At 73.8% G+C, this 18,195-nt stretch carries 15 protein-coding genes; 9 read left to right on the top strand and 6 right to left on the bottom strand.

Going from position 1 to position 18,195, the window contains the following annotated elements; all coding sequences use genetic code 11:
• Window positions 1–65 precede the first annotated feature (65 nt).
• A complete protein-coding gene (metH, locus tag FXF60_RS08535) occupies window positions 66–3,761 on the bottom strand; it encodes a methionine synthase (RefSeq protein ID WP_151525496.1) in 3,696 nt (1,231 codons plus the stop codon).
• A gap of 71 nt (window positions 3,762–3,832) precedes the next feature.
• On the opposite strand from metH, the gene FXF60_RS08530 reads away from it, so the two are divergent.
• The 6 genes from FXF60_RS08530 to FXF60_RS08505 are packed head-to-tail and all read left to right on the top strand — an operon-like array spanning window position 3,833 to window position 10,545.
• A complete protein-coding gene (locus tag FXF60_RS08530) occupies window positions 3,833–4,369 on the top strand; it encodes a SigE family RNA polymerase sigma factor (RefSeq protein ID WP_151525494.1) in 537 nt (178 codons plus the stop codon).
• Window positions 4,366–5,385, top strand: coding sequence for a hypothetical protein (locus tag FXF60_RS08525; RefSeq protein WP_151525492.1), 1,020 nt, complete (start codon window positions 4,366–4,368; stop codon window positions 5,383–5,385). Before FXF60_RS08530 ends, FXF60_RS08525 begins: the two co-directional genes overlap by 4 nt.
• Window positions 5,385–5,600, top strand: a complete 216-nt coding sequence (locus tag FXF60_RS08520) for a hypothetical protein (protein WP_151525490.1) — start codon at window positions 5,385–5,387, stop codon at window positions 5,598–5,600. Before FXF60_RS08525 ends, FXF60_RS08520 begins: the two co-directional genes overlap by 1 nt.
• A gap of 51 nt (window positions 5,601–5,651) precedes the next feature.
• Window positions 5,652–8,141, top strand: a complete 2,490-nt coding sequence (gene treY / locus FXF60_RS08515; RefSeq protein WP_151525488.1) for a malto-oligosyltrehalose synthase — start codon at window positions 5,652–5,654, stop codon at window positions 8,139–8,141.
• Window positions 8,138–9,919, top strand: a complete 1,782-nt coding sequence (gene treZ, locus FXF60_RS08510; RefSeq protein ID WP_151525486.1) for a malto-oligosyltrehalose trehalohydrolase — start codon at window positions 8,138–8,140, stop codon at window positions 9,917–9,919. Before treY ends, treZ begins: the two co-directional genes overlap by 4 nt.
• Window positions 9,916–10,545, top strand: coding sequence for a hypothetical protein (locus FXF60_RS08505; RefSeq protein WP_238335776.1), 630 nt, complete (start codon window positions 9,916–9,918; stop codon window positions 10,543–10,545). The genes treZ and FXF60_RS08505 overlap by 4 nt, the downstream gene beginning before the upstream one ends.
• Before the next feature lie 228 nt (window positions 10,546–10,773).
• Here the strand turns inward: FXF60_RS08505 and FXF60_RS08500 are convergent, their stop codons facing one another.
• The 3 genes from FXF60_RS08500 to FXF60_RS08490 are packed head-to-tail and all read right to left on the bottom strand — an operon-like array spanning window position 10,774 to window position 13,425.
• Window positions 10,774–11,724, bottom strand: coding sequence for an NUDIX hydrolase (locus tag FXF60_RS08500; protein WP_151525484.1), 951 nt, complete (start codon window positions 11,722–11,724; stop codon window positions 10,774–10,776).
• Window positions 11,721–12,686, bottom strand: coding sequence for a mycothiol synthase (mshD, locus tag FXF60_RS08495; RefSeq protein WP_151525482.1), 966 nt, complete (start codon window positions 12,684–12,686; stop codon window positions 11,721–11,723). Before mshD ends, FXF60_RS08500 begins: the two co-directional genes overlap by 4 nt.
• Window positions 12,687–12,708: 22 nt before the next feature.
• On the bottom strand, window positions 12,709–13,425 hold the full coding sequence (locus FXF60_RS08490) for a winged helix-turn-helix transcriptional regulator (RefSeq protein ID WP_151525480.1): 717 nt from the start codon (window positions 13,423–13,425) through the stop codon (window positions 12,709–12,711).
• 69 nt (window positions 13,426–13,494) lie between these two features.
• Here FXF60_RS08490 and FXF60_RS08485 point away from each other — a divergent pair, with 69 nt between their 5' ends.
• Window positions 13,495–14,298 carry a hypothetical protein gene (locus FXF60_RS08485; protein ID WP_151525478.1) on the top strand — a complete coding sequence of 268 codons (804 nt, stop codon included), beginning with the start codon at window positions 13,495–13,497 and terminating at the stop codon, window positions 14,296–14,298.
• Between the two features lie 40 nt (window positions 14,299–14,338).
• Here the strand turns inward: FXF60_RS08485 and FXF60_RS08480 are convergent, their stop codons facing one another.
• Together FXF60_RS08480 and FXF60_RS16515 are read right to left on the bottom strand one after the other, a co-directional pair.
• Window positions 14,339–14,833, bottom strand: coding sequence for a heme-binding beta-barrel domain-containing protein (locus FXF60_RS08480; protein ID WP_151525476.1), 495 nt, complete (start codon window positions 14,831–14,833; stop codon window positions 14,339–14,341).
• Window positions 14,834–14,857: 24 nt separating this feature from the next.
• Entirely contained in the window at window positions 14,858–16,039 is a 1,182-nt protein-coding gene (locus tag FXF60_RS16515; protein ID WP_192796666.1) for an LCP family protein, read from the bottom strand.
• Between the two features lie 103 nt (window positions 16,040–16,142).
• Between FXF60_RS16515 and ygfZ the strand changes: the two genes are divergently transcribed.
• Window positions 16,143–17,159: a CAF17-like 4Fe-4S cluster assembly/insertion protein YgfZ gene (ygfZ, locus tag FXF60_RS08470; protein ID WP_151525474.1), complete on the top strand. Its 1,017-nt coding sequence runs from the start codon at window positions 16,143–16,145 to the stop codon at window positions 17,157–17,159.
• 21 nt (window positions 17,160–17,180) lie between these two features.
• Window positions 17,181–18,194 (top strand): asparaginase, encoded by a 1,014-nt coding sequence (locus tag FXF60_RS08465; protein WP_151525472.1) that lies wholly within the window; start codon window positions 17,181–17,183, stop codon window positions 18,192–18,194.
• The last annotated feature ends 1 nt before the right edge of the window (window position 18,195 follow it).

Raw genomic sequence — 18,195 nt, 5'->3', positions numbered from 1 at the left:
CAACGGTTGGGTCACGATCCCCGGCTCCCAGGAATCCGCAGGTCAACCGGGCTTTCGGGCGCGCGTCAGCGCAGCATCGGCCCGAGCCACCGCGCGGCCGTCTCCAGGTCCCAGCCCTTGCGCTCGGCGTAGTCCGCCACCTGGTCGTCGCCGATCTGCCCGACCGCGAAGTAGCGCGACTCGGGGTGGCCGAGGAGCAGCCCGGAGACCGCGCTGTTCGGGCTCATCGCGCCGTGCTCGGTGAGCGTCATCCCGGCCTGCCGCTCCGCGTCCAGCAGCTGCCACAGGGTGAACTTCTCGGTGTGGTCCGGCTGCGCGGGATAGCCAGGGGCAGGCCGGATCCCGTCGTAGCGCTCCTTGATGAGGTCCCGCACCGGCAGGTCCTCCTCCGGTGCGTAGCCCCACAGCCGGGTCCGCACCTCCCGGTGCGCCCACTCGGCGAACGCCTCGGCGAGGCGGTCCGCCAGCACCTGCACCATGATCGCGCCGTAGTCGTCCTGGTCCTCGTCCCGCAGCCGCCGGGCCAGGGTGTCCGCCCCGTGGATCGAGACGGCGAAGGCGCCCACGTGGTCACCCTCCGGCGCGACGAAGTCGGCGAGCGCGGCATACCCGCCCTGCCGCCGTTCCTTCTGCTGCCGGAGGGTATGCAGCACCACCGGTCGGCCGTCGACGTCCAGGACGATGTCGTCACCGGCCTCGGACCGGTGCGCGGGCCACACGCCGACGACCCCACGGGGGGTGAACCACCCCTCGTCCAGGATGCGCCTCAGCCACTCCTGCCCGTCCGCCCAGGTGGAACGGGCCTGGCTGCCGACCTTGGGGTCGTCCAGGATCCGCGGGTAGGAGCCGCGCAGCTCCCAGGCGGTGAAGAACGGGGTCCAGTCCACCACCTCGACGAGCTCCTCGAGGGACGGTTCGAGCACCTCGGTGCCGAGGAGCGACGGCGCGACCGCCACCGGCTCGTGCACCCCACGGGTGCTGGCGCGGGCCTGCTCCAGCGGCACCAGCCGGACCTCCTTGGCCCCGTGCCGCTCCCGCAGCTCGGCATAGGTGCCGGTGACCTTCTCCCGCAGCTTCTCCTCGTGGTTGATCGCGTCGGCGACCACGCCCACGGCCCGCGAGGCGTCGACCACGTGCACCACGGTGCCCTCGTAGGCCGGGTCGATCTTCACCGCGGTGTGCGCCGCCGAGGTCGTGGCGCCCCCGATGAGCAGCGGCGTGGTCAAGGTGCGCCGCTGCATCTCGGTGGCCAGCGACACCATCTCGTCCAGGCTGGGGGTGATCAGCCCGGAGACCCCGATCACCTCGGCGCCCACCTCGTCGGCCGTCGCCAGGATCTTCTCGGCCGGCACCATCACCCCGAGGTCGATCACCTCGTAGCCGTTGCAGCCCAGCACCACGCCCACGATGTTCTTGCCGATGTCGTGCACGTCCCCCTTGACCGTGGCCATGACCACCTTGCCCTTGCTGTGCCCACCGGTCTCCGCGGCCGCGGCCTCCAGATAGGGCGTCAGGTGGGCCACCGCCTTCTTCATCACCCGGGCCGACTTCACCACCTGGGGGAGGAACATCTTGCCCGCCCCGAAGAGGTCGCCCACGACGTCCATGCCGGCCATGAGCGGCCCCTCGATCACCGCCAGCGGGGAGCCGAGCTCCTGGTAGGCCTCCTCCGCGTCCTCCACGGCATAGGTGTCGATGCCCTGGACGAGGGCGTGCCGGAGCCGCTCGGCGACCGGCTCCTCCCGCCACGCCAGCTTGGCGGCCGCCGCGGCGCTCCGCTCGCCGGGGGCCGCACCCTCGCCCTCCGCCTTGATCTGCTCGGCCAGCTCGATCAGCCGCTCGGTCGCGTCCTCCCGGCGGGCCAGCACCACGTCCTCGACGGCCTCGCGCAGCTCCGCGTCGATCTCGGCGTAGACCCCGAGCATCCCGGCGTTGACGATGCCCATGTCGAGACCGGCCTCGATGGCGTGGAAGAGGAAGACCGCGTGCATGGCCTCGCGCACGGTGTTGTTGCCGCGGAAGGAGAAGGAGACGTTGGAGACACCACCGGAGACCAGCGCCCCGGGGAGATTGGCCTTGATCCACCGGGTCGCCTCGATGAAGTCGAGGGCATACCGGTCGTGCTCGCTCATGCCCGTCGCGACGGTGAGGATGTTGGGGTCGAAGATGACGTCCTGCGGCGGGAAGGGGTCCGGCAGCGCGTCGCTGGGGGAGGTGAGCAGCTGGTATGCCCGCTCGCACACCTCGATCCGCCGCTCGTAGGTGTCCGCCTGCCCGGTCTCGTCGAAGGCCATGACGACGACCGCCGCGCCGTAGCGGCGCACCACCGCCGCCCGTCGCAGAAACTCCGCCTCCCCGTCCTTGAGGGAGAGGCTGTTGACGACCCCCTTGCCCTGGATGCACCGCAGCCCCGCCTCCAGCACCTCCCACCGGGAGGAGTCGATCATCACCGGGACCCGGGCCACGTCGGGCTCGCCGGCGAGGAGGTTGAGGAAGTGGGTCATCGTCTCCGGGCCGTCGAGCATCCCCTCGTCGACGTTGACGTCCACGATCTGCGCCCCGGCGTCGACCTGCTGGCGGGCGATCGCCACGGCGGCGTCCCAGTCGCCCTCCTTGACGTGGCGGGCGAACTTCGGTGAGCCGGTGATGTTGGTGCGCTCGCCGACGTTGACGAAGTTGACGTCCGGGGTCAGGGTGAAGGCCTCCAGCCCGGAGGTGCGCAGGTATGCCCCGGGCCCGGGCTGCTGCCGCGGCTCGACCCCCTCGACCGCGTCGGCGATCGCCCGGATGTGCTCGGGCGTGGTGCCGCAGCACCCGCCGACGATGTTGATCAGGCCCTCCCGGGCCATGTCGCCGAGCACCTCGGCCATGTCCTCCGGGGTGTCGTCGTAGCCCCCGAAGGCGTTCGGGAGGCCGGCGTTCGGGTGGACCGACGTGAGGGCCACGCTGGCGGCACCCAGCTCGCGCAGGTGCGGCCGCATCTCCTCGGCCCCGAGGGCGCAGTTGAGCCCGACGGAGACGAGGTCGGCGTGCTCGGTGGAGACGGCGAAGGCCTCCGGGGTCTGTCCGGACAGGGTGCGGCCCGAGGTGTCGGTGATGGTGCCGGAGAGCATGACCGGGACCCGCGGGACTCCCTCCGCCGCGCGGGCGGCGAGGACGTCGGCGACCGCGTGCAACGCCGCCTTGGCGTTGAGGGTGTCGAAGACGGTCTCGATCATCAGCAGGTCGGCACCGCCGGTCAGCAGCCCGTCCGCCTGCTCGGCGTAGGCCTCGCGCAGCTGCTCGTAGGTGATCGCGCGGAACTCGGGCCGCTCCACGTCCGGGGACAGCGAGGCCGTCCGGTTGGTCGGCCCCAGCGTGCCCACCACCCATCTGGGGCGCCCGGTCTCTGCCTCGACCTCGTCCGCGACCTGCCGCGCCACCCGGGCGGAGGCGACATTCATCTGGTGCGCGAGGTGGCTGGCCTCGTAGTCGGCCTGGGCGATCGAGGTCGAGGTGAAGGTGTTGGTCGTCAGCAGGTCGGCCCCGGCCTCGAGGTAGGCGCGGTGCACGTCCGCCAGGACGTCGGGCCGGGTCAGCGCGATGAGGTCGAAGTTGCCCTTGAGCGTGACCTCGCGCAACGGCTCCCACTGCTCCCCCTGGCCGTGGAAGTCCTCCTCACCCAGCCCTTCCTGCTGCAGCAGGGTGCCGTAGCCGCCGTCGAGCACGAGGATGCGCTCGCGGGCGAGGTCGCGCAGATCGGGACGGGAGGGAGTGGACACCCGAAGATTCTACGAGCAACGTCGGCGGTGCCCCACCGCGTCTGGAGAGGTATGACTGCCAGGATCGGCCCATGAGGCTCTTCGGTGGCGCAGCCCAGCGCGCCGAGGCCGAGGCCTACGTCGAGCAGGCGATGCCGCGCCTGGTCGGTCTGGCGTTCGCGATGACCGGCAACAAGGCCGACGCCGAGGACCTGGTGCAGGACACCCTCGCCCTCGTCATCACCAAGTGGTCCAGGGTGCGCGAGGCAGAGCACCTGGACGCCTACGTGCGCCGCACGATGGTGAACCGGTTGAGCTCGGTCCGCCGGCGCCGCGCGGCGTCGGAGGTGGTGTCGCACGACGCGGTGACGGCCGAGTGGTCGGTGCCGTCGGTGCCCTCCCCCGAGCGGGGCGTCACCGAACGGGAGGCGGTGCTGGCCCTGATCCGGGGCCTGCCGGACCGACAGCGGGCGGTGGTGGCGCTGCGCTACTACGAGGACCTCCCGGACCGGGAGATCGCCCGGACGCTCGGCTGCACCGAGCAGGCGGTGCGCAGCGCCGCGCACGCGGCACTGACCAGGCTGCGGGAGCTGGTCCCGCAGACCATCGGAGAGGAGGCCCAGCGATGACGAGGTCGGACGACCCCACCGGTCAGACTCCCCGGTCCTCGACGGACCAGCAGGTCCGCGACGTGCTGGGGGGAGCGTTCCACGGCGAAGGCTTCGACCATGCCGCCCTGGTCGCCGGCGCGAAGGGCCGCGCCGGCCGGATCCGGCGGCGCCGTGCCGTGACCACCGCCGTGGCCGCGGCCGTGGTCGTGCCCTCGCTGGCCGGGGCGGGCTGGATCCTCGGCAACCGTCTGGTCGGGCCCGGGGCGGAGCAGGTCGAGGTCGCCGTCGCGACCCGGAGCCAGGAGACCACCCCGCCGTCCGGTCCCGACGAGGTGGCCCGCACGACCGGGGCACCCGACGGCGAGGCCGCCACGCGGGCCATCGAGGCGCCTCCCTGGCAGCCCGTGACGCCACCGGACCCGGTGAGCGTCCGCCCGGACAACCCCGACCTGCCCAACCGGGTGCAGATCCCGGACCCCCGACCCGTGGGCGTGGACCTGCTGGACGCGCTGGGCCCGCCGCAGGACGCGGCGGCCTACCCGCGCACGGTGCCGCTGTCGGACTTCATGGCCGGCGGGGAGGGTGCTGCCGTCGAGCCGCACAGCGCCCGGGACTGGTTCTTCTACGACGGGACCAACGAGATCGACCAGGACACCGTCCAGCTGACGGTCACGGCCTGGGACGACAGCGCCGCCGCCCTGGCCGCGATCCGCGACGGAGGCGCGGGCCTGACCAGCGTGTGGGTCGAGGAGGACCTGTCGGGCGGCGTGCCGGAGCCGTTGCCCTGGCCCGGCCACGACGACGCCGACCACCTGCTCGTCGGGCGGGAGACCGAGCTGCAGTCGGGCGACGTCCAGCAGGTCGGTGGGGCACTGGTGCGCCAGGGCGACTACCTGGTCGGTGTCACCGTGCGCGCGGCGCCGGGCGACGGCGGGCCGACCACCCTCGACGAGGCGGTCGAGGCCGCTGCGGAGATCGCGCAGAAAAGCGCGGAGAACCTCGCCTACCTCGGCCCCGAGAACCCGCCCGGCTGATGACTGCGGCGACGGTGCGCGCCCTGGAGGACCTGCTGCGGCGGGTGCTCCGGGCTCCCGACCACGGCATCGAGCCGCGCCGGCAGTCGGTCGCGGTGCGCGGGCGGGTGGAGGCCCGCCGCTGGCGAGCCGGTGCGGTCCTCGTCGCGGCGGTCGTGGTGCTCGCGGCCCTGGTGCTGATCGGCTGGTACGTCCGCTGGCTGGGGAGCGGCTGACGACGGCGCAGCGAGGCCGCTCGCGCTGGCGGTGAGACACTGGTGCTCGTCATGACAGCGTCCACGGCCCGTCCCCTGACCGCCACCTACCGTCTCCAGCTGCACGCCGGCTTCACCTGTGCCGATGCCGAGCAGGTAGTGCCCTACCTGCACGCCCTTGGCGTGAGCCACGTCTACCTCTCTCCCGTCCTCACCGCGGTGCCCGGGTCGGAGCACGGGTACGACGTGGTCGACCACACGCGGGTGAACCCCGAGATCGGCGGGCGGGCCGGCCTGGAGGCCCTCGCCCGCTCCTGCCACGACCTCGGGATCGGGGTCGTCGTCGACGTGGTGCCCAACCACATGGCGATGGTCGCCCCGCTGTGGCGCAACGCACCCCTGTGGGAGGTGCTGCGCGACGGGCAGACCGCGGCCCGGGCGTCGTGGTTCGACATCGACTGGGGGCACCTGGGTGGCCGCCTCGGCCTGCCGGTGCTGGGCGACGACCTGCCCGCGGTGCTGGACCGGGGAGAGATCACCCTCGACGTCGGACGGGAGGACGAGGGGCCCGCGGCCGGGCAGCCGGTGGCGCGCTACTACGAGCAGGTGCTGCCGCTGGCGCCCGGCACCGAGGAGCTCGCCGCCGGTCACCCCGACGGTGCCGGCTCTCCTGCGGCCGTCGGCGCGGTGCTGGACGCCCAGCGCTGGCTGCTCGCCTCCTGGCGCGACGCCCCCGACGTGCTGAACTACCGACGCTTCTTCGAGGTGGACGGGCTGATCGGGGTCCGCGTCGAGCAGGCCGACGTCTTCTCCAGCACGCACGAGCTGCTGCTCGAGCTGCACCGCTCCGGCGTCGTCGACGGCTTCCGCATCGACCACCCGGACGGGCTCGCCGACCCCACGGCATACCTCGAGCAGCTCACCGGGGCGACCCTCCCGGGCACGCCGATCTGGGTGGAGAAGATCCTCGAGGGGGAGGAGCGGCTGCCGCCCGGCTGGCCCTGCTCCGGCACCACCGGCTACGACGCGAACGCCGCGCTGTCGGCCGCCCTGGTCGACCCAGGGACCACCGACGTGGTGAGCCGGGAGTGGGCGGCCACCGGCGGCGAGCCGGACGTGCACGTCGAGATCGAGCGGTGCAAGCGGCTGGCCGCGACCGAGCTGCTGCGGCCCGAGGTGGCGCGGCTGATGCGCCGCGCCGTGCAGGCCCTGCCCCGGCTGGACGCGGGCCGGTTGCGCGAGGCGCTCCTCGAGCTGCTGGTCTCCGTGCACGTCTACCGCGCCTACGTGCGACCGGGCGCCATGCCGGGCGCCCACGACGCGGAGCTGGTCGCGCCCCTGCTCACCGGTCAGCAGGGTGCGGTGCAGGGTCGGCCCGACCTGCGGACGGAGATCGACGCGCTCGTCACGGTCCTCACCGATCCGCAGGGCTGCGCCACCGACCCCGGTGCGGCGGCGGACCTGTGCGTGCGCTTCCAGCAGACCACCGGGCCGGTGATGGCCAAGGGCATCGAGGACACCGCCTTCTACCGCTGGCACCGGCTGGTCGCCCTCAACGAGGTCGGCGCCGACCCCGCCGTCGGCCTGGACGCCGAGCGCGGCGTCGACCGGCTGCACACCTGGGCGCGGCACCAGGCCGAGCACTGGCCGCTGGGGATGACCACCCTGTCCACCCACGACACCAAGCGCAGCGAGGACGTCCGCGCCCGGATCCTGGCCGTGTCCGGGGACGCGGAGGGGTGGGCCCGCATCTCCGCCGCCGTCCGGAGCGCCGCCGGTCGGCTCGACGTGGACCTCCCCACCGCGCACCTCATCTGGCAGACGCTGGTGGGCGCCGGCCCGGTCGACCGCGACCGGCTGGAGGCCTACCTCACCAAGGCGATGCGCGAGGCCAAGGCGCACACCACCTGGACCGACCCGGACGAGGACTACGAGGCGCGGGTGCTGGCCCTCGCGGACGAGATGCTGACGGGCGGCGAGGTCACGGACGCGATCGCGGCCACGCTGCAGGACAACGTCCTCACCACGCGCACCCTCACCCTGGCCCAGAAGATCCTGCAGCTCACCCTGCCCGGGGTCCCCGACACCTACCAGGGGTCCGGCGTCGTCGACCTGTCCCTGGTGGACCCGGACAACCGGCGGCCGGTCGACTACGACGAACGGATCGAGCGGCTCCGACGGCTGGACGCGACCGGCTGGACCGGCGACCTCTCCGACGAGGTGCTCTGGGTGACCTCGCGGGTGCTGCGGCTGCGCGCGTGGCTCCCGCAGGCCTACGGCCCGGGCGCCGACTACCGCCCCGTCGAGGCGGGGGAGCACGTGCTCGGCTTCCTGCGGGGCGGTGTCGCCGCGACCCTCACCATCAGGGCGCCCCGCAGCCTCGGGGCGGCCGGAGGTCTCGGCGACACCCGTATACCGCTGCCGCCCGACCTCTGGGTCGACGCCCTCACCGGGGCGGAGCACCCGGTGGGCGAGGAGGGTGCACCGGCCGCCGAGGTCTTCGCCGACGGCCCGGTCGCGCTGCTGGTGCGGGCGGACCATCTGCAGGAGGGGGCACGGTGAGGCACGACTTCGGACTGTGGGCGCCGGAGGCCGAGCGGGTCGAGCTGCTGCTCGGTGCGCGACTTGAGGACGCCGGCCGGGTGGAGATGGCCCTGGCCGAGGGAGGCTGGTGGCGGGCCGAGGCCGACGCGTCCGCGCACGACGACCGCTACGCCTTCTCCGTCGACGGCGGCATCGCCGTGCCGGACCCGCGATCCCGGCACCAGCCGGACGGCGTGCACGCGCCCAGCCGGCTGGTGGACAGCTCGACCTTCGCCTGGTCCGACGCCGGCTGGCGGGGTGTCCCGATGGAGCGGGCCGCGGTCTACGAGCTGCACGTGGGCACCTTCACCGCGGAGGGCACCTTCGAGGCCGCCGCCACCCGCCTCGACCACCTGGTCGGGCTCGGCATCACCGTGGTGGAGCTGATGCCGGTCGCGGCCTTCCCGGGTCGGCACGGGTGGGGCTACGACGGTGTCGCGCCGTATGCCGTCCACGACGCCTACGGCGGGCCGGAGGGTCTGGCCCGGTTCGTCGACGCGGCGCACGCCGCCGGGCTGGCCGTGTGGCTGGACGTCGTCTACAACCACCTCGGACCGAGCGGCAACTACCTGGCGCAGGCCGGGCCGTACTTCACCGACCGCTACCACACGCCCTGGGGGGACGCCGTCAACCTGGACGGCCCCGGGAGCGACGAGGTCCGGGCCTACCTGCTCGACAACGTCGAGATGTGGTTGACCGACTACCACCTGGACGGGCTTCGGCTGGACGCCGTGCACGCCCTGCACGACGAGCGGGCGGTGCACCTGCTGGAGGAGCTGGCCGCGCTGGCGGACGACGTGGCGGCGCGCACCGGCATACCCCGGAGCCTGGTCGCCGAGTCCGACCGCAACGACCCGTCCACCGTGGCCCGACGCGGCCCGGGAGGCGCAGGCGGGCTCGGGCTGCACGGACAGTGGGTGGACGACGTGCACCACGCCCTGCACGTGCTGCTGACGGGGGAGACCGCGGGCTACTACGCCGACTTCGCCGAGCCGGGGGCGATCGGCAAGGTGCTGGGGCGGACCCCCTTCTTCCACGACGGGACCTTCTCCACCTTCCGGGGGCGCAGCCATGGCGCAGCGGTCGATCTGTCGGTGACCGAGCCGTGGCGCTTCGTCGCCTCGCTGCAGACCCACGACCAGGTCGGCAACCGGGCGGTCGGCGACCGGGTGCACCACGGCATCCCCGCCGGGCGCCACGCCATCGGCGCGGCGCTGCTGCTCACCGCACCCTGGACCCCGATGCTCTTCATGGGCGAGGAGTGGGCCGCGAGCACCCCGTGGCAGTACTTCACCGACCACGAGGAGGAGTGGCTGGCCCAGTCCATCCGCGAGGGCCGCCGGGCGGAGTTCGCCGAGCACGGCTGGGCCGCAGACGTGCCCGACCCGCAGGACGCCGGCACCGTGGCCGCGTCCACCCTGGACTGGGACGAGCCGGGCCGGTCCCCGCACGCACAGATGCTCGCGTTCTACTCCACCCTGCTCCGCTGGCGCGCGCGGACCCCACCCGAGGCGCGGGGCACGACGGGCGAGCTCACCCGCGAGGACGACGGCACCGGCGGCGAGGTGATCGTCGTGACCCGCCCCGGCGTCGTCGTCCTGGCCCGGCTCGGCGGTGAGGGCGCGCTGGAGCTGCCGCGGCCCGAGGGCGAGCTGCTGGCCGCCTTCCCGCCCCTCTCGGACGACGGGGACGACACGACGACCGGCCCGGAACGGTCGAGCCTGTCCCCGGACAGCGTGGTGGTGCTGACCCGATGAGCCAGCACGACGACCGGCGGCACTTCCACCGCCCCACGCTGCGACCGCCCGACCGGCTGGAGGACGCCGCCACGGCCCCAGACCCCCTCGAGGTCGCCGAGGCCGCGCACCGCAGCGCCGAGCTGGTGGTCGGCCGCGGTCGCGCCGAGTCGGCCGGGGACAGCGAGCTCACCTCCCGGCTGGTCGGCCTGGTCGGAGAGGTGGGGCTGGCGACCGTCGCACAGCTGTGGTCCGACCGTCCGGCCCGCACCCTGCCCGGTGCGCTGTGGCGGCTCTACCTGCTGCACGAGTGGGTGCTGCGGCAGCCCGAGGAGGTGGGGCGACAGTTCGTCGCCGGGTCGGGTCACGCCGAGGTCTACCGCGCCATCGCCGGTGTCGCCGAGCCTCCCGAGCCGGACGCGCTGCGCCACCTCACCGAGCAGATCCTCGGCGGCATCTTCACCGGCGACTTCGCGATCGCCCTGGAGCGGGCCAGCGCCTTCTGCCACGTCATGGCGGTGGGGCTGGCCGACCCCGGCGGCGCGGACATCCCCACCGAGCAGGTGAACCGCGCGGCACGGCTGCGGGACACCGCCGACGACCTGACCGCCTGCGCCCGGCTGTGGCGGGTCGACGGGCTGCACTGATCCACACCTGGCCCGGGCGCCGACAGGCCAGGGTGCGGCAGAGTTGGGGAACATCCGCACAAGGCGTACCGTTGACCCGCAGTGCGTGCCGGGCCGCGGCAGCCCCGGGCTCCAACACTCGCCGCTACGAGCGGCCACGCGCCGAGAGGCGCTCCCGGCCCGGCACGCACTGCAACACCTCTCCGCACCGCCTCCGGGCCCCTCGTGTCGGCCGCCGCCGCACGCCCCTCAGCGCGGGCGGAAGCGCTCCACCGCGATGACCCGGGCGTCCGACCCCCGGCCGAGCATGGTGCAGGCCAGCACCTCGCCCTTGTCCATGACGGTGCCCGTCAGCCGGCCGAGCATCCGCCGGTCGGAGCGGTCCAGCGCCGGGTCCGCGTGGGACAGCAGCGTCCCGACCAGGTCCGCCAGCAGCGGTCCGTGCGTGCACAGCGCCGTGGCGACACCGCGGTCCAGGACCCGTCCAAGGTGCTTGGCCAGCTTGCCCGGGTCGGCCTCGAAGCCCTCCTCGGACAGCCCCTTCTTGGTGGTCAACGGCAACCCGGCGGCCGTCGCGAACGGGACCAGGGTGTCCACGCAGCGGACCGACGGGCTGCTGAGGAGCACCTCGGGGGCGTAGGCACCGAGCAGGGCCCGGACCCGCCCGGCGGACCGGCGCCGGCCGGCACCGCTGAGCGGTCGGCGGGGGTCGGCCGAGGACCACTCCGACCTCGGGACCGCCTGGGCGTGGCGGACCACGAGCAGCGACCAGGTGTCCGCCGTCGAGGCGTCGTGCCGCGCCACCACGGCCTCGAGCTGCTCGCGGTCCCGCTCGTAGGTCAGCTTGTCCGCGGCCGGGCCGACGGGGAGCCAGACCACCTCGTCCACCTCGTGCTCCAACCCGCCGGAGGCGTCGAGCACCTCACCGACCCAGTAGTGCACCAGCTTGTCCGCGCCACCGGCCAGGCGGTAGCGGGCGGCAGGCAGCGGGGCCCGCACCCGCACGCGCATACCCGTCTCCTCCCAGGCCTCGCGCACCGCGGTCACGGGATAGTCCTCGCCGCGGTCGAGTTTGCCCTTGGGCCAGGACCAGTCGTCGTACTTCGGCCGGTGCACCAGCGCGACCTGCAGCGCCCCCTCGTGCGTCCGCACCGGCAGGACCCCGGCGGCACGGACCACCGGCGGACCGGAGCTGCTCATGCCCCCGTGTCTCCAGCGGCATACATGACGTCGATCGCTGAGCGCTCGAAGCCCAGGCGGTGGTAGGTCGCGATCGCCGGACCGTTGTCCCCGTCGACGTAGAGGGTGGCCGTCTGGACCCCGCGCGCCCGCAGGTGCTGCAGACCGAGCAGGGTCACCGCCGTCCCCAGACCGCGGCCCTGGTAGTCGGGGTCGACCCCGACGACGTAGACCTCACCTGTGTCGGGGTGGTCGGTCTCGACCTTGGTCCAGTGGAAGGCCGCCAGCCGCGGCTCACCCTCGGGATCCACCTGGTCGGAGTCCACCAGGACGAGGAAGCCGGAGGGGTCGAACCACGGCTCGGACTGCCGGTCGCGCAGGTCGGCGAGGGTCATCCGGCCCTGCTCCGGGTGGTCGGCGAAGGCCCTGGAGTTGAGCGCCAGCCAGGCCTCGTCGTCGGCGCCCACCCGGTAGGACCGCACCTCGAGCTCGCTCGGCAGGTCCACCCGGTCGGGCAGGTCGGCCCACTCCCCGGCGAGCGGCCGGGCCATCTGCCACAGCTCGCGCACCACGCGCAGGCCGCGCGAGCCGTAGAGGGTCCGGGCGTCCTGCAGGTCGCCGTGGCTCCACAGGCGCACCGAGGGCCAACGACGCAGCACGTGGTCGAGCAGCGCCCCGCCCACGCCGCGGCGCCGGTGGTCGGGGTCGACCACCAGCTCGGCGGAGGGGTGGTCCGGGTCGGTGCGGTCGACGTGGCCGTAGCCCACGAGCGGCCCGCCGGGCTCGGCACGCACCACCAGGTGGGTGCCCGCCTCGTGGCTGCTGGTGTCCTCCGGGAGGCGGCGCGCCTGCAGCACGGTCTGCTCGGAGAGGGGCTTGACGCCGTCGTGCCTGGCGGCGCGCACGGCGAGCGCCAGCACGTCACCGGACAGGTGACCGGGCAGCGCGGGGAGCTCCTCGATGTCGGGACCTGGTCCTGGCATGGGGGTCAGTCTGGCACGACCGTCAGCCGTCGGTGCTGCGCGACCCGGTGAAGCGGTAGCCGACCCCGCGGATGGTGCCGATCAACGACTCCCGCTCCGGCCCGAGCTTGGCCCGCAGCCGCCGGATGTGCACGTCGACGGTCCTGGTGCCGCCGTAGTAGTCCCCGCCCCACACCTCCTGCAGCAGCACGTCCCGGGTCACCACCCGGCCCGGGTGCTGCACGAGATAGCGCAGCAGCTCGAACTCCTTGAAGGTGAGGTCCAGCGCCCGTCCACCCGCGCGCACCGTCCAGCTCGCCTCGTCGACGACCACGTCCGCGACCCGGATCGCCTCCGGCTCGTCGCGTGCGTCCTGCGCCGACTCCGCGGTGTCCCGCCGCGGACCCCGGCCCAGGGCCAGCCGCAGCCGCGCGGACAGCTCGGCCGGCCCGGCGGTGGAGACCACCAGGTCGTCGAGCGGCCAGCGTTCGTCCAGCACGGCGAGCGCACCCTCACCCACCACGGCCAGGACCGGGATGTCCAGCTGCAGGGCGTGCACCGACCGCAGCACCCCGCGTGCCTGCACCAGGTCGGCGGTGGCGTCGACGAGCACCAGGTCCGGGTCGCCCCGGGTCAGCAGGACGCCGGCGTCCATGCCGGACACCGACACGCGGTGCGGCAGCAGCGGGAGGCCGGGCAGCACGAGGGCCGCCGACGCGTCGTCGGCGGGGCGTGGGGTCAGCAGGACCAGGTCGGCCACGGGTCAAGGATAGGGCGGTCGCGTCGTCGCCTCCCGGGTCGGCCGCCACGGGTGCGGCAAGATGGAGGTATGCCCCAGCCTACCCCGAGCGTGCCCGTCGCGGACGAGTCCACGTCGCGGATCCCGGGCGTCCTGGCGGTGGTGGTCGTCGTGGTCTCGGTGCTGCTGGGCGTGGCGTCGGTGGCGGCACCGTGGTTGCTGTCGGTCGCGCTGGCGGCCTGTGCGGTGATCATCGCCTGGGGCTGGTCGGGGACCTTCGGGCTGCCCTCGCCCCGGGGGACGGTCGGGGTGCTGCTCGTCGGCGGGCTGGCGCTGGTCCTCGCGGTCGCGGTCCGCGAGGAGGAGCCGTGGCTCGGCTGGGCACCCGCCGCGCTGGCGCTGGCGATGATCGCCGCCTTCGTGCACCAGCTCCTCCGTCGGGACGGCCGGCCCAGGGTGGTGCAGTCGGTCAGCTCGGTCGTGCTCGGCCTGGCCCTGGTGGGGTGCGGCATCCTCATGGTCCCGGCCAGCCACTCGGCGGAGGGCATCGCGCTGCTGCTGGGCGCGTTGGCCGCCGCCTGCGCCTCCGCCGTCACCGACGTCCTCGGCCGCTGGTCCGTGCTGCAGGGCTGGCTGGTGGCGCTGGCCATGGTCGGCGGCGGGCTGGCCTCCACGCTGGTGGCGATCGCCCTCGACGCCACCCCGACGACCTGGTTGGTCGTGGGGGTGGGTGCCGGCGCGCTCAGCCACGCGATGAGGTCCGTCCTGGTGGGCCTGCCGCAGCTGGCGCACGCCCGGCCGCGGCTGGTCGCCGGGGTCGTCTCGGTCCTCGTCGTCGGCGTCGTGCCCTACGCGGTGGGCCTGGCCTTCGTGCCGACCGCCTTCCCCGGCTGAGGTGCGCCCGGGTGCGCCCCTCGCGCCCGGGCCGCGTCGGTCAGACCCGCTTGAGCTCCGCCGACATGTAGGACTGCATCTCGTGGCCGTCGGCAGCCATGTCCATCACCCACATGAGGTTGCCGCCCACGTAGCCGTAGAGGCGTTGCGCGGCGGCATACTCGCGGGAGCTGGGGCTGCGCACGATGCTGTCGGTCGCGACCTCGACCTTCGCCGAGCTGGTTTTGCCGTAGTACATCTCCACGACGCCGCCGGGATGGGCCAGCAGGAGCTCCACGTCGTCGTCCGGCTGGGGCCGCCAGAAGCCGGTCTCCACCGCGAAGAGCTCGTCCTGGCCGCCCTGCTCGTCCAGCAGCCAGGTCCGGGAGGTCCACTGCAGGAACGGGCGGCCGTCATGGGTGACGTCGACCTCCTGGCCGAAGTTGCGCGACTCCGTCCCCGGGTAGCCGACGACTCCGGCACCGGCCCAGGAGCCGAGCAACCAGGCCAGGGGTGCGTTGTCGGGGTGCATGGTCGGGTCGAGTTCGATGGGCACGACCCCATGGTAGGGGCGGTGCGGTCAGCCGCCGAAGCCGGAGCGGGGCGAGACCGGGTCGGCGTAGGACTCCATGGTGTCGGCCCGCAGGTGGTCCGAGAGCGTCTGCATCTGGTCGTCCGCCATGACCACGATCGAGCCGGCCACGGGGTGGGAGTCGATCCCGCTCCACGGCGCGGTGACGAAGTTGATGTCGTCGCCGCGGACGCTGCGCATCGAGAAGCCGAGGTCGCGCATGTCCCCGACCTGCAGGTCGGCGTCCACGGTGAGGTTCGTGGTGGCGGCGTCCACGAAGTTCGCCAGCCTGCCGGGGTTGGTGAGGGTGTCCCGGGACAGCGCCTTGGTCATGATCCCCTTGATGAACGCCTGCTGCCGCTGACCGCGGGAGATGTCTCCCTGGGAGAGCGCATACCGCTCCCGGACGAAGCTGAGGCCGGTGGCGCCGTCCATGTGCATGACGCCCTGGGGGAAGCCGGGGGAGGCCTCGGCCACGTTGACGTCGACCCCGCCGATGGAGTCCGTCATCGCGCGGAAGCTCTCGAAGTTGACGATGACCACGTGGTCGATCGGGACGTCGACGAGCGGCTGCAGCGTCTGCACCAGGAGGGGGGCGCCGCCGTAGGCGTAGGCCGCGTTGATCTTGGACGACCCGCCGGTGCCGGCGATGGGCACGAACAGGTCGCGCGGGAAGTGGATCAGGTCCACCCGGTCCCGCTCGTCGTTGATGTGCATGAGCACGATGACGTCGGAGCGGCCGCGCTCCACCGACAGGTCGCGGCTGTCCGTGCCCACGATGAGGAAGTTCTGCGCCCGGCCCGCCTCGGCCGGCCGGTCCGGCGTGGTGGCGGTGAACTCGCTCGCCTCCAGGTCGACCGCCTGACCGTCCTCGCCGACGATCGGCGCCAGCCCTTCGTCCTCGACCTGCTCCGGGTCGCCCTCGTCGTCGGAGGCGTCCGAGTCCTCGTCCTCGGGCTGGCTGGTGCCGAGGTCCGGCGAGATCGTGACGACCGCGTCGTTCTGCGCGTTGAGGTCCTCGCGGACGATGTTGCCCTCGACGGTGCGCTGCAGGTAGAAGGCGTAGCCGCCGAGCGCGAGCACACCCAGCAGGGCCAGGACGCCGATGCCCGCGGCGAGCGAGCGCAGGGGTCGGCGGCGACCGCGCCGGGAGGGTGCTGGCGCGCGGCCGGACGTGTCGTGGTGGCCCATGGGGCAGGAGTGTACGGGCGGTTCCTCCGACCTTCCTGGGCGCGCGTACCGTGGGAGGTGTCGGCGCGGGAGCGCGGTGGACCAGGACGAAAACGAGGACGAGATGAGCGTGCTGCTGGAGCAGCCCGGTGCGGTGGACGGCACCGGTGTGGACGCGGGCGTCGCGGCCCACTACGGCAACCCCCACCGGGAGCAGCGGCTGCTCGAGGAGGGGCTGGCCGTCGTCGACCTCTCGCACCGCGGGGTGGTGACGGTCTCCGGCCCGGACCGGCTCAGCTGGTTGCACTCGCTCACCAGTCAGCAGCTCAGCGACCTGGCGCCGCGGCGCTCCGCCGAGACGCTGATCCTGTCGCCCAAGGGACACATCGAGCACGCCCTGCACGTCGTCGACGACGGTGAACGGACCTGGTTGACGACCGAGCCCGGTGCGGCACCGGCCGTCGCCGGCTGGTTGGACTCGATGCGCTTCATGCTCCGGGTCGAGGTGGAGGACGTCACCGACCGGTATGCCGTCCTCGGGGAGCCGGTGGCCCGCGAGTCGGTCGAGGGTGAGCCGCCGGCGTGGGTGGACCCGTGGCCGGGGCCGGTCGGTGACACCTACTGCTACGGGCCCGAGGGTGAGGAGCACCCGGGCGCCGGCTGGGCCTGGCGCGAGCTCGTCGTCCCCCGCGACGGTTTGGAGGAGGCCGTCGCCGGTCGACCGCTGGCGGGGACGTGGGCGGCCGAGGCGCTCCGTGTCGCCGCCTGGCGGCCCCGTGCGGGTGTCGACACCGACCACCGCACGATCCCGCACGAGCTGGACTGGCTGCGCACCGCCGTGCACCTGCACAAGGGGTGCTACCGCGGTCAGGAGACGATCGCCCGGGTGAAGAACCTGGGCCGACCGCCGAGGCGGGTGGTCTTCCTCCACCTGGACGGTTCCGGTCACGTCATCCCTGAGGCCGGGGCCGAGCTGACCGGGGTGGACGGTGGCCGCGCCGTCGGCCGGCTGACCAGCGTGGCCCGCCACGCGGAGGACGGCCCGATCGCCCTGGCGCTGGTCAAGCGCAATCTCGATGAGACGGCGACGCTGCTCATCGACTCCACGTCCGCCGCGCAGACGGTCGTCGTCCCCGGCTGACGGACTGGCAGGATCGGGTCCATGCCCATGCAGACGCAGCAGACCTCCGGCTCGCCGCTGGCCACCGCCCCCGTCGTCGCGGAGGTGGTGCGGGGCGGCGTCGTGGAGTCGGTGCACCACGGCGTGGTCGCGCTGACCGGGCCGGACGGAGCCACTACGCTGAGCCTCGGTCCGGTGGACGCCCCGATCCTGCCCCGCTCCTCGCTCAAGCCGATGCAGGCGATGGCCATGCTCCGCGCCGGCGCCGACCTCGACGGCGAGCTGCTCGCCCTGGCCTGCGCGAGCCACTCGGGGGAGGAGCACCACCTCGAGGGTGCGCGCCGCATCCTCGCGTCCGTCGGGCTGGACGAGTCGGCGCTGCGCAACACCCCCGACCTGCCGCTGGACGAGGAGCAGCGCCGCGCCTGGATCCGGGACGGTGCCCCACCCACCTCGCTCGGGCAGAACTGCTCGGGCAAGCACGCGGGCATGCTGGCGGCGTGCGTCGCCGCCGGGTGGGACACCGCGACCTACCTGGACCCGGCCCACCCGCTGCAGCAGCTCGTGGTCGAGGTGATCGAGGAGTTCACCGGTGAGCGGGTCGAGGTCGCCACCGTCGACGGGTGCGGCGCGCCGGCCCTCGGGGTGTCCTCCGCCGGTCTCGCGCGGGCCTTCGGGCGGATCGCGGCCGCCGACCCGGCGACCGAGGCCGGACGCGTCGCGGCGGCGGTCCGGGCCCACCCCGAGTTCCTCGGCGGCACGGGCCGCGACGTCACCGAGCTCGTCGGTGCCGTCCCGGGGCTGATCGCCAAGGACGGTGCGGAGTCCGTGTATGCCGTGGGGCTGCCGGACGGCCGCGGCCTGAGCGTGAAGATCACCGACGGCGGCGAGCGCGCGCGGGTGGTCGTCGCGGTGGCGGTGCTGCGGCGGGCTGGTGTGGCGGACGACGCCCCTGCCGCGGCCGGCACGCTCGACGCGCTGGAGGCCCGGGCCGTGGTGCTGGGGCACGGGCAGCCGGTCGGCGCCGTCCGGGCGGTCCTGCCGGGATCGGACTGAC

The sequence above is a fragment of the Serinicoccus kebangsaanensis genome, from assembly GCF_008919445.1.
Classification (GTDB): Bacteria; Actinomycetota; Actinomycetes; order Actinomycetales; family Dermatophilaceae; genus Ornithinicoccus; species Ornithinicoccus kebangsaanensis.
The sequence above is the reverse complement of the archived record's forward strand: the minus strand, read 5'-3'. Positions and strand labels throughout refer to the sequence as shown.

Excerpts from the sequence above, each read along its gene's own strand:
- FXF60_RS08530 (WP_151525494.1), top strand. The coding sequence starts at position 3,833 with ATGAGGCTCTTCGGTGGCGCAGCCCAGCGCGCCGAGGCCGAGGCCTAC.
- FXF60_RS08525 (WP_151525492.1), top strand. The coding sequence starts at position 4,366 with ATGACGAGGTCGGACGACCCCACCGGTCAGACTCCCCGGTCCTCGACG.
- FXF60_RS08520 (WP_151525490.1), top strand. The coding sequence starts at position 5,385 with ATGACTGCGGCGACGGTGCGCGCCCTGGAGGACCTGCTGCGGCGGGTG.
- treY (WP_151525488.1), top strand. The coding sequence starts at position 5,652 with ATGACAGCGTCCACGGCCCGTCCCCTGACCGCCACCTACCGTCTCCAG.
- FXF60_RS08505 (WP_238335776.1), top strand. The coding sequence starts at position 9,916 with ATGAGCCAGCACGACGACCGGCGGCACTTCCACCGCCCCACGCTGCGA.
- FXF60_RS08500 (WP_151525484.1), bottom strand. The coding sequence starts at position 11,724 with ATGAGCAGCTCCGGTCCGCCGGTGGTCCGTGCCGCCGGGGTCCTGCCG.
- mshD (WP_151525482.1), bottom strand. The coding sequence starts at position 12,686 with ATGCCAGGACCAGGTCCCGACATCGAGGAGCTCCCCGCGCTGCCCGGT.
- FXF60_RS08485 (WP_151525478.1), top strand. The coding sequence starts at position 13,495 with ATGCCCCAGCCTACCCCGAGCGTGCCCGTCGCGGACGAGTCCACGTCG.
- FXF60_RS16515 (WP_192796666.1), bottom strand. The coding sequence starts at position 16,039 with ATGGGCCACCACGACACGTCCGGCCGCGCGCCAGCACCCTCCCGGCGC.
- ygfZ (WP_151525474.1), top strand. The coding sequence starts at position 16,143 with ATGAGCGTGCTGCTGGAGCAGCCCGGTGCGGTGGACGGCACCGGTGTG.
- FXF60_RS08465 (WP_151525472.1), top strand. The coding sequence starts at position 17,181 with ATGCCCATGCAGACGCAGCAGACCTCCGGCTCGCCGCTGGCCACCGCC.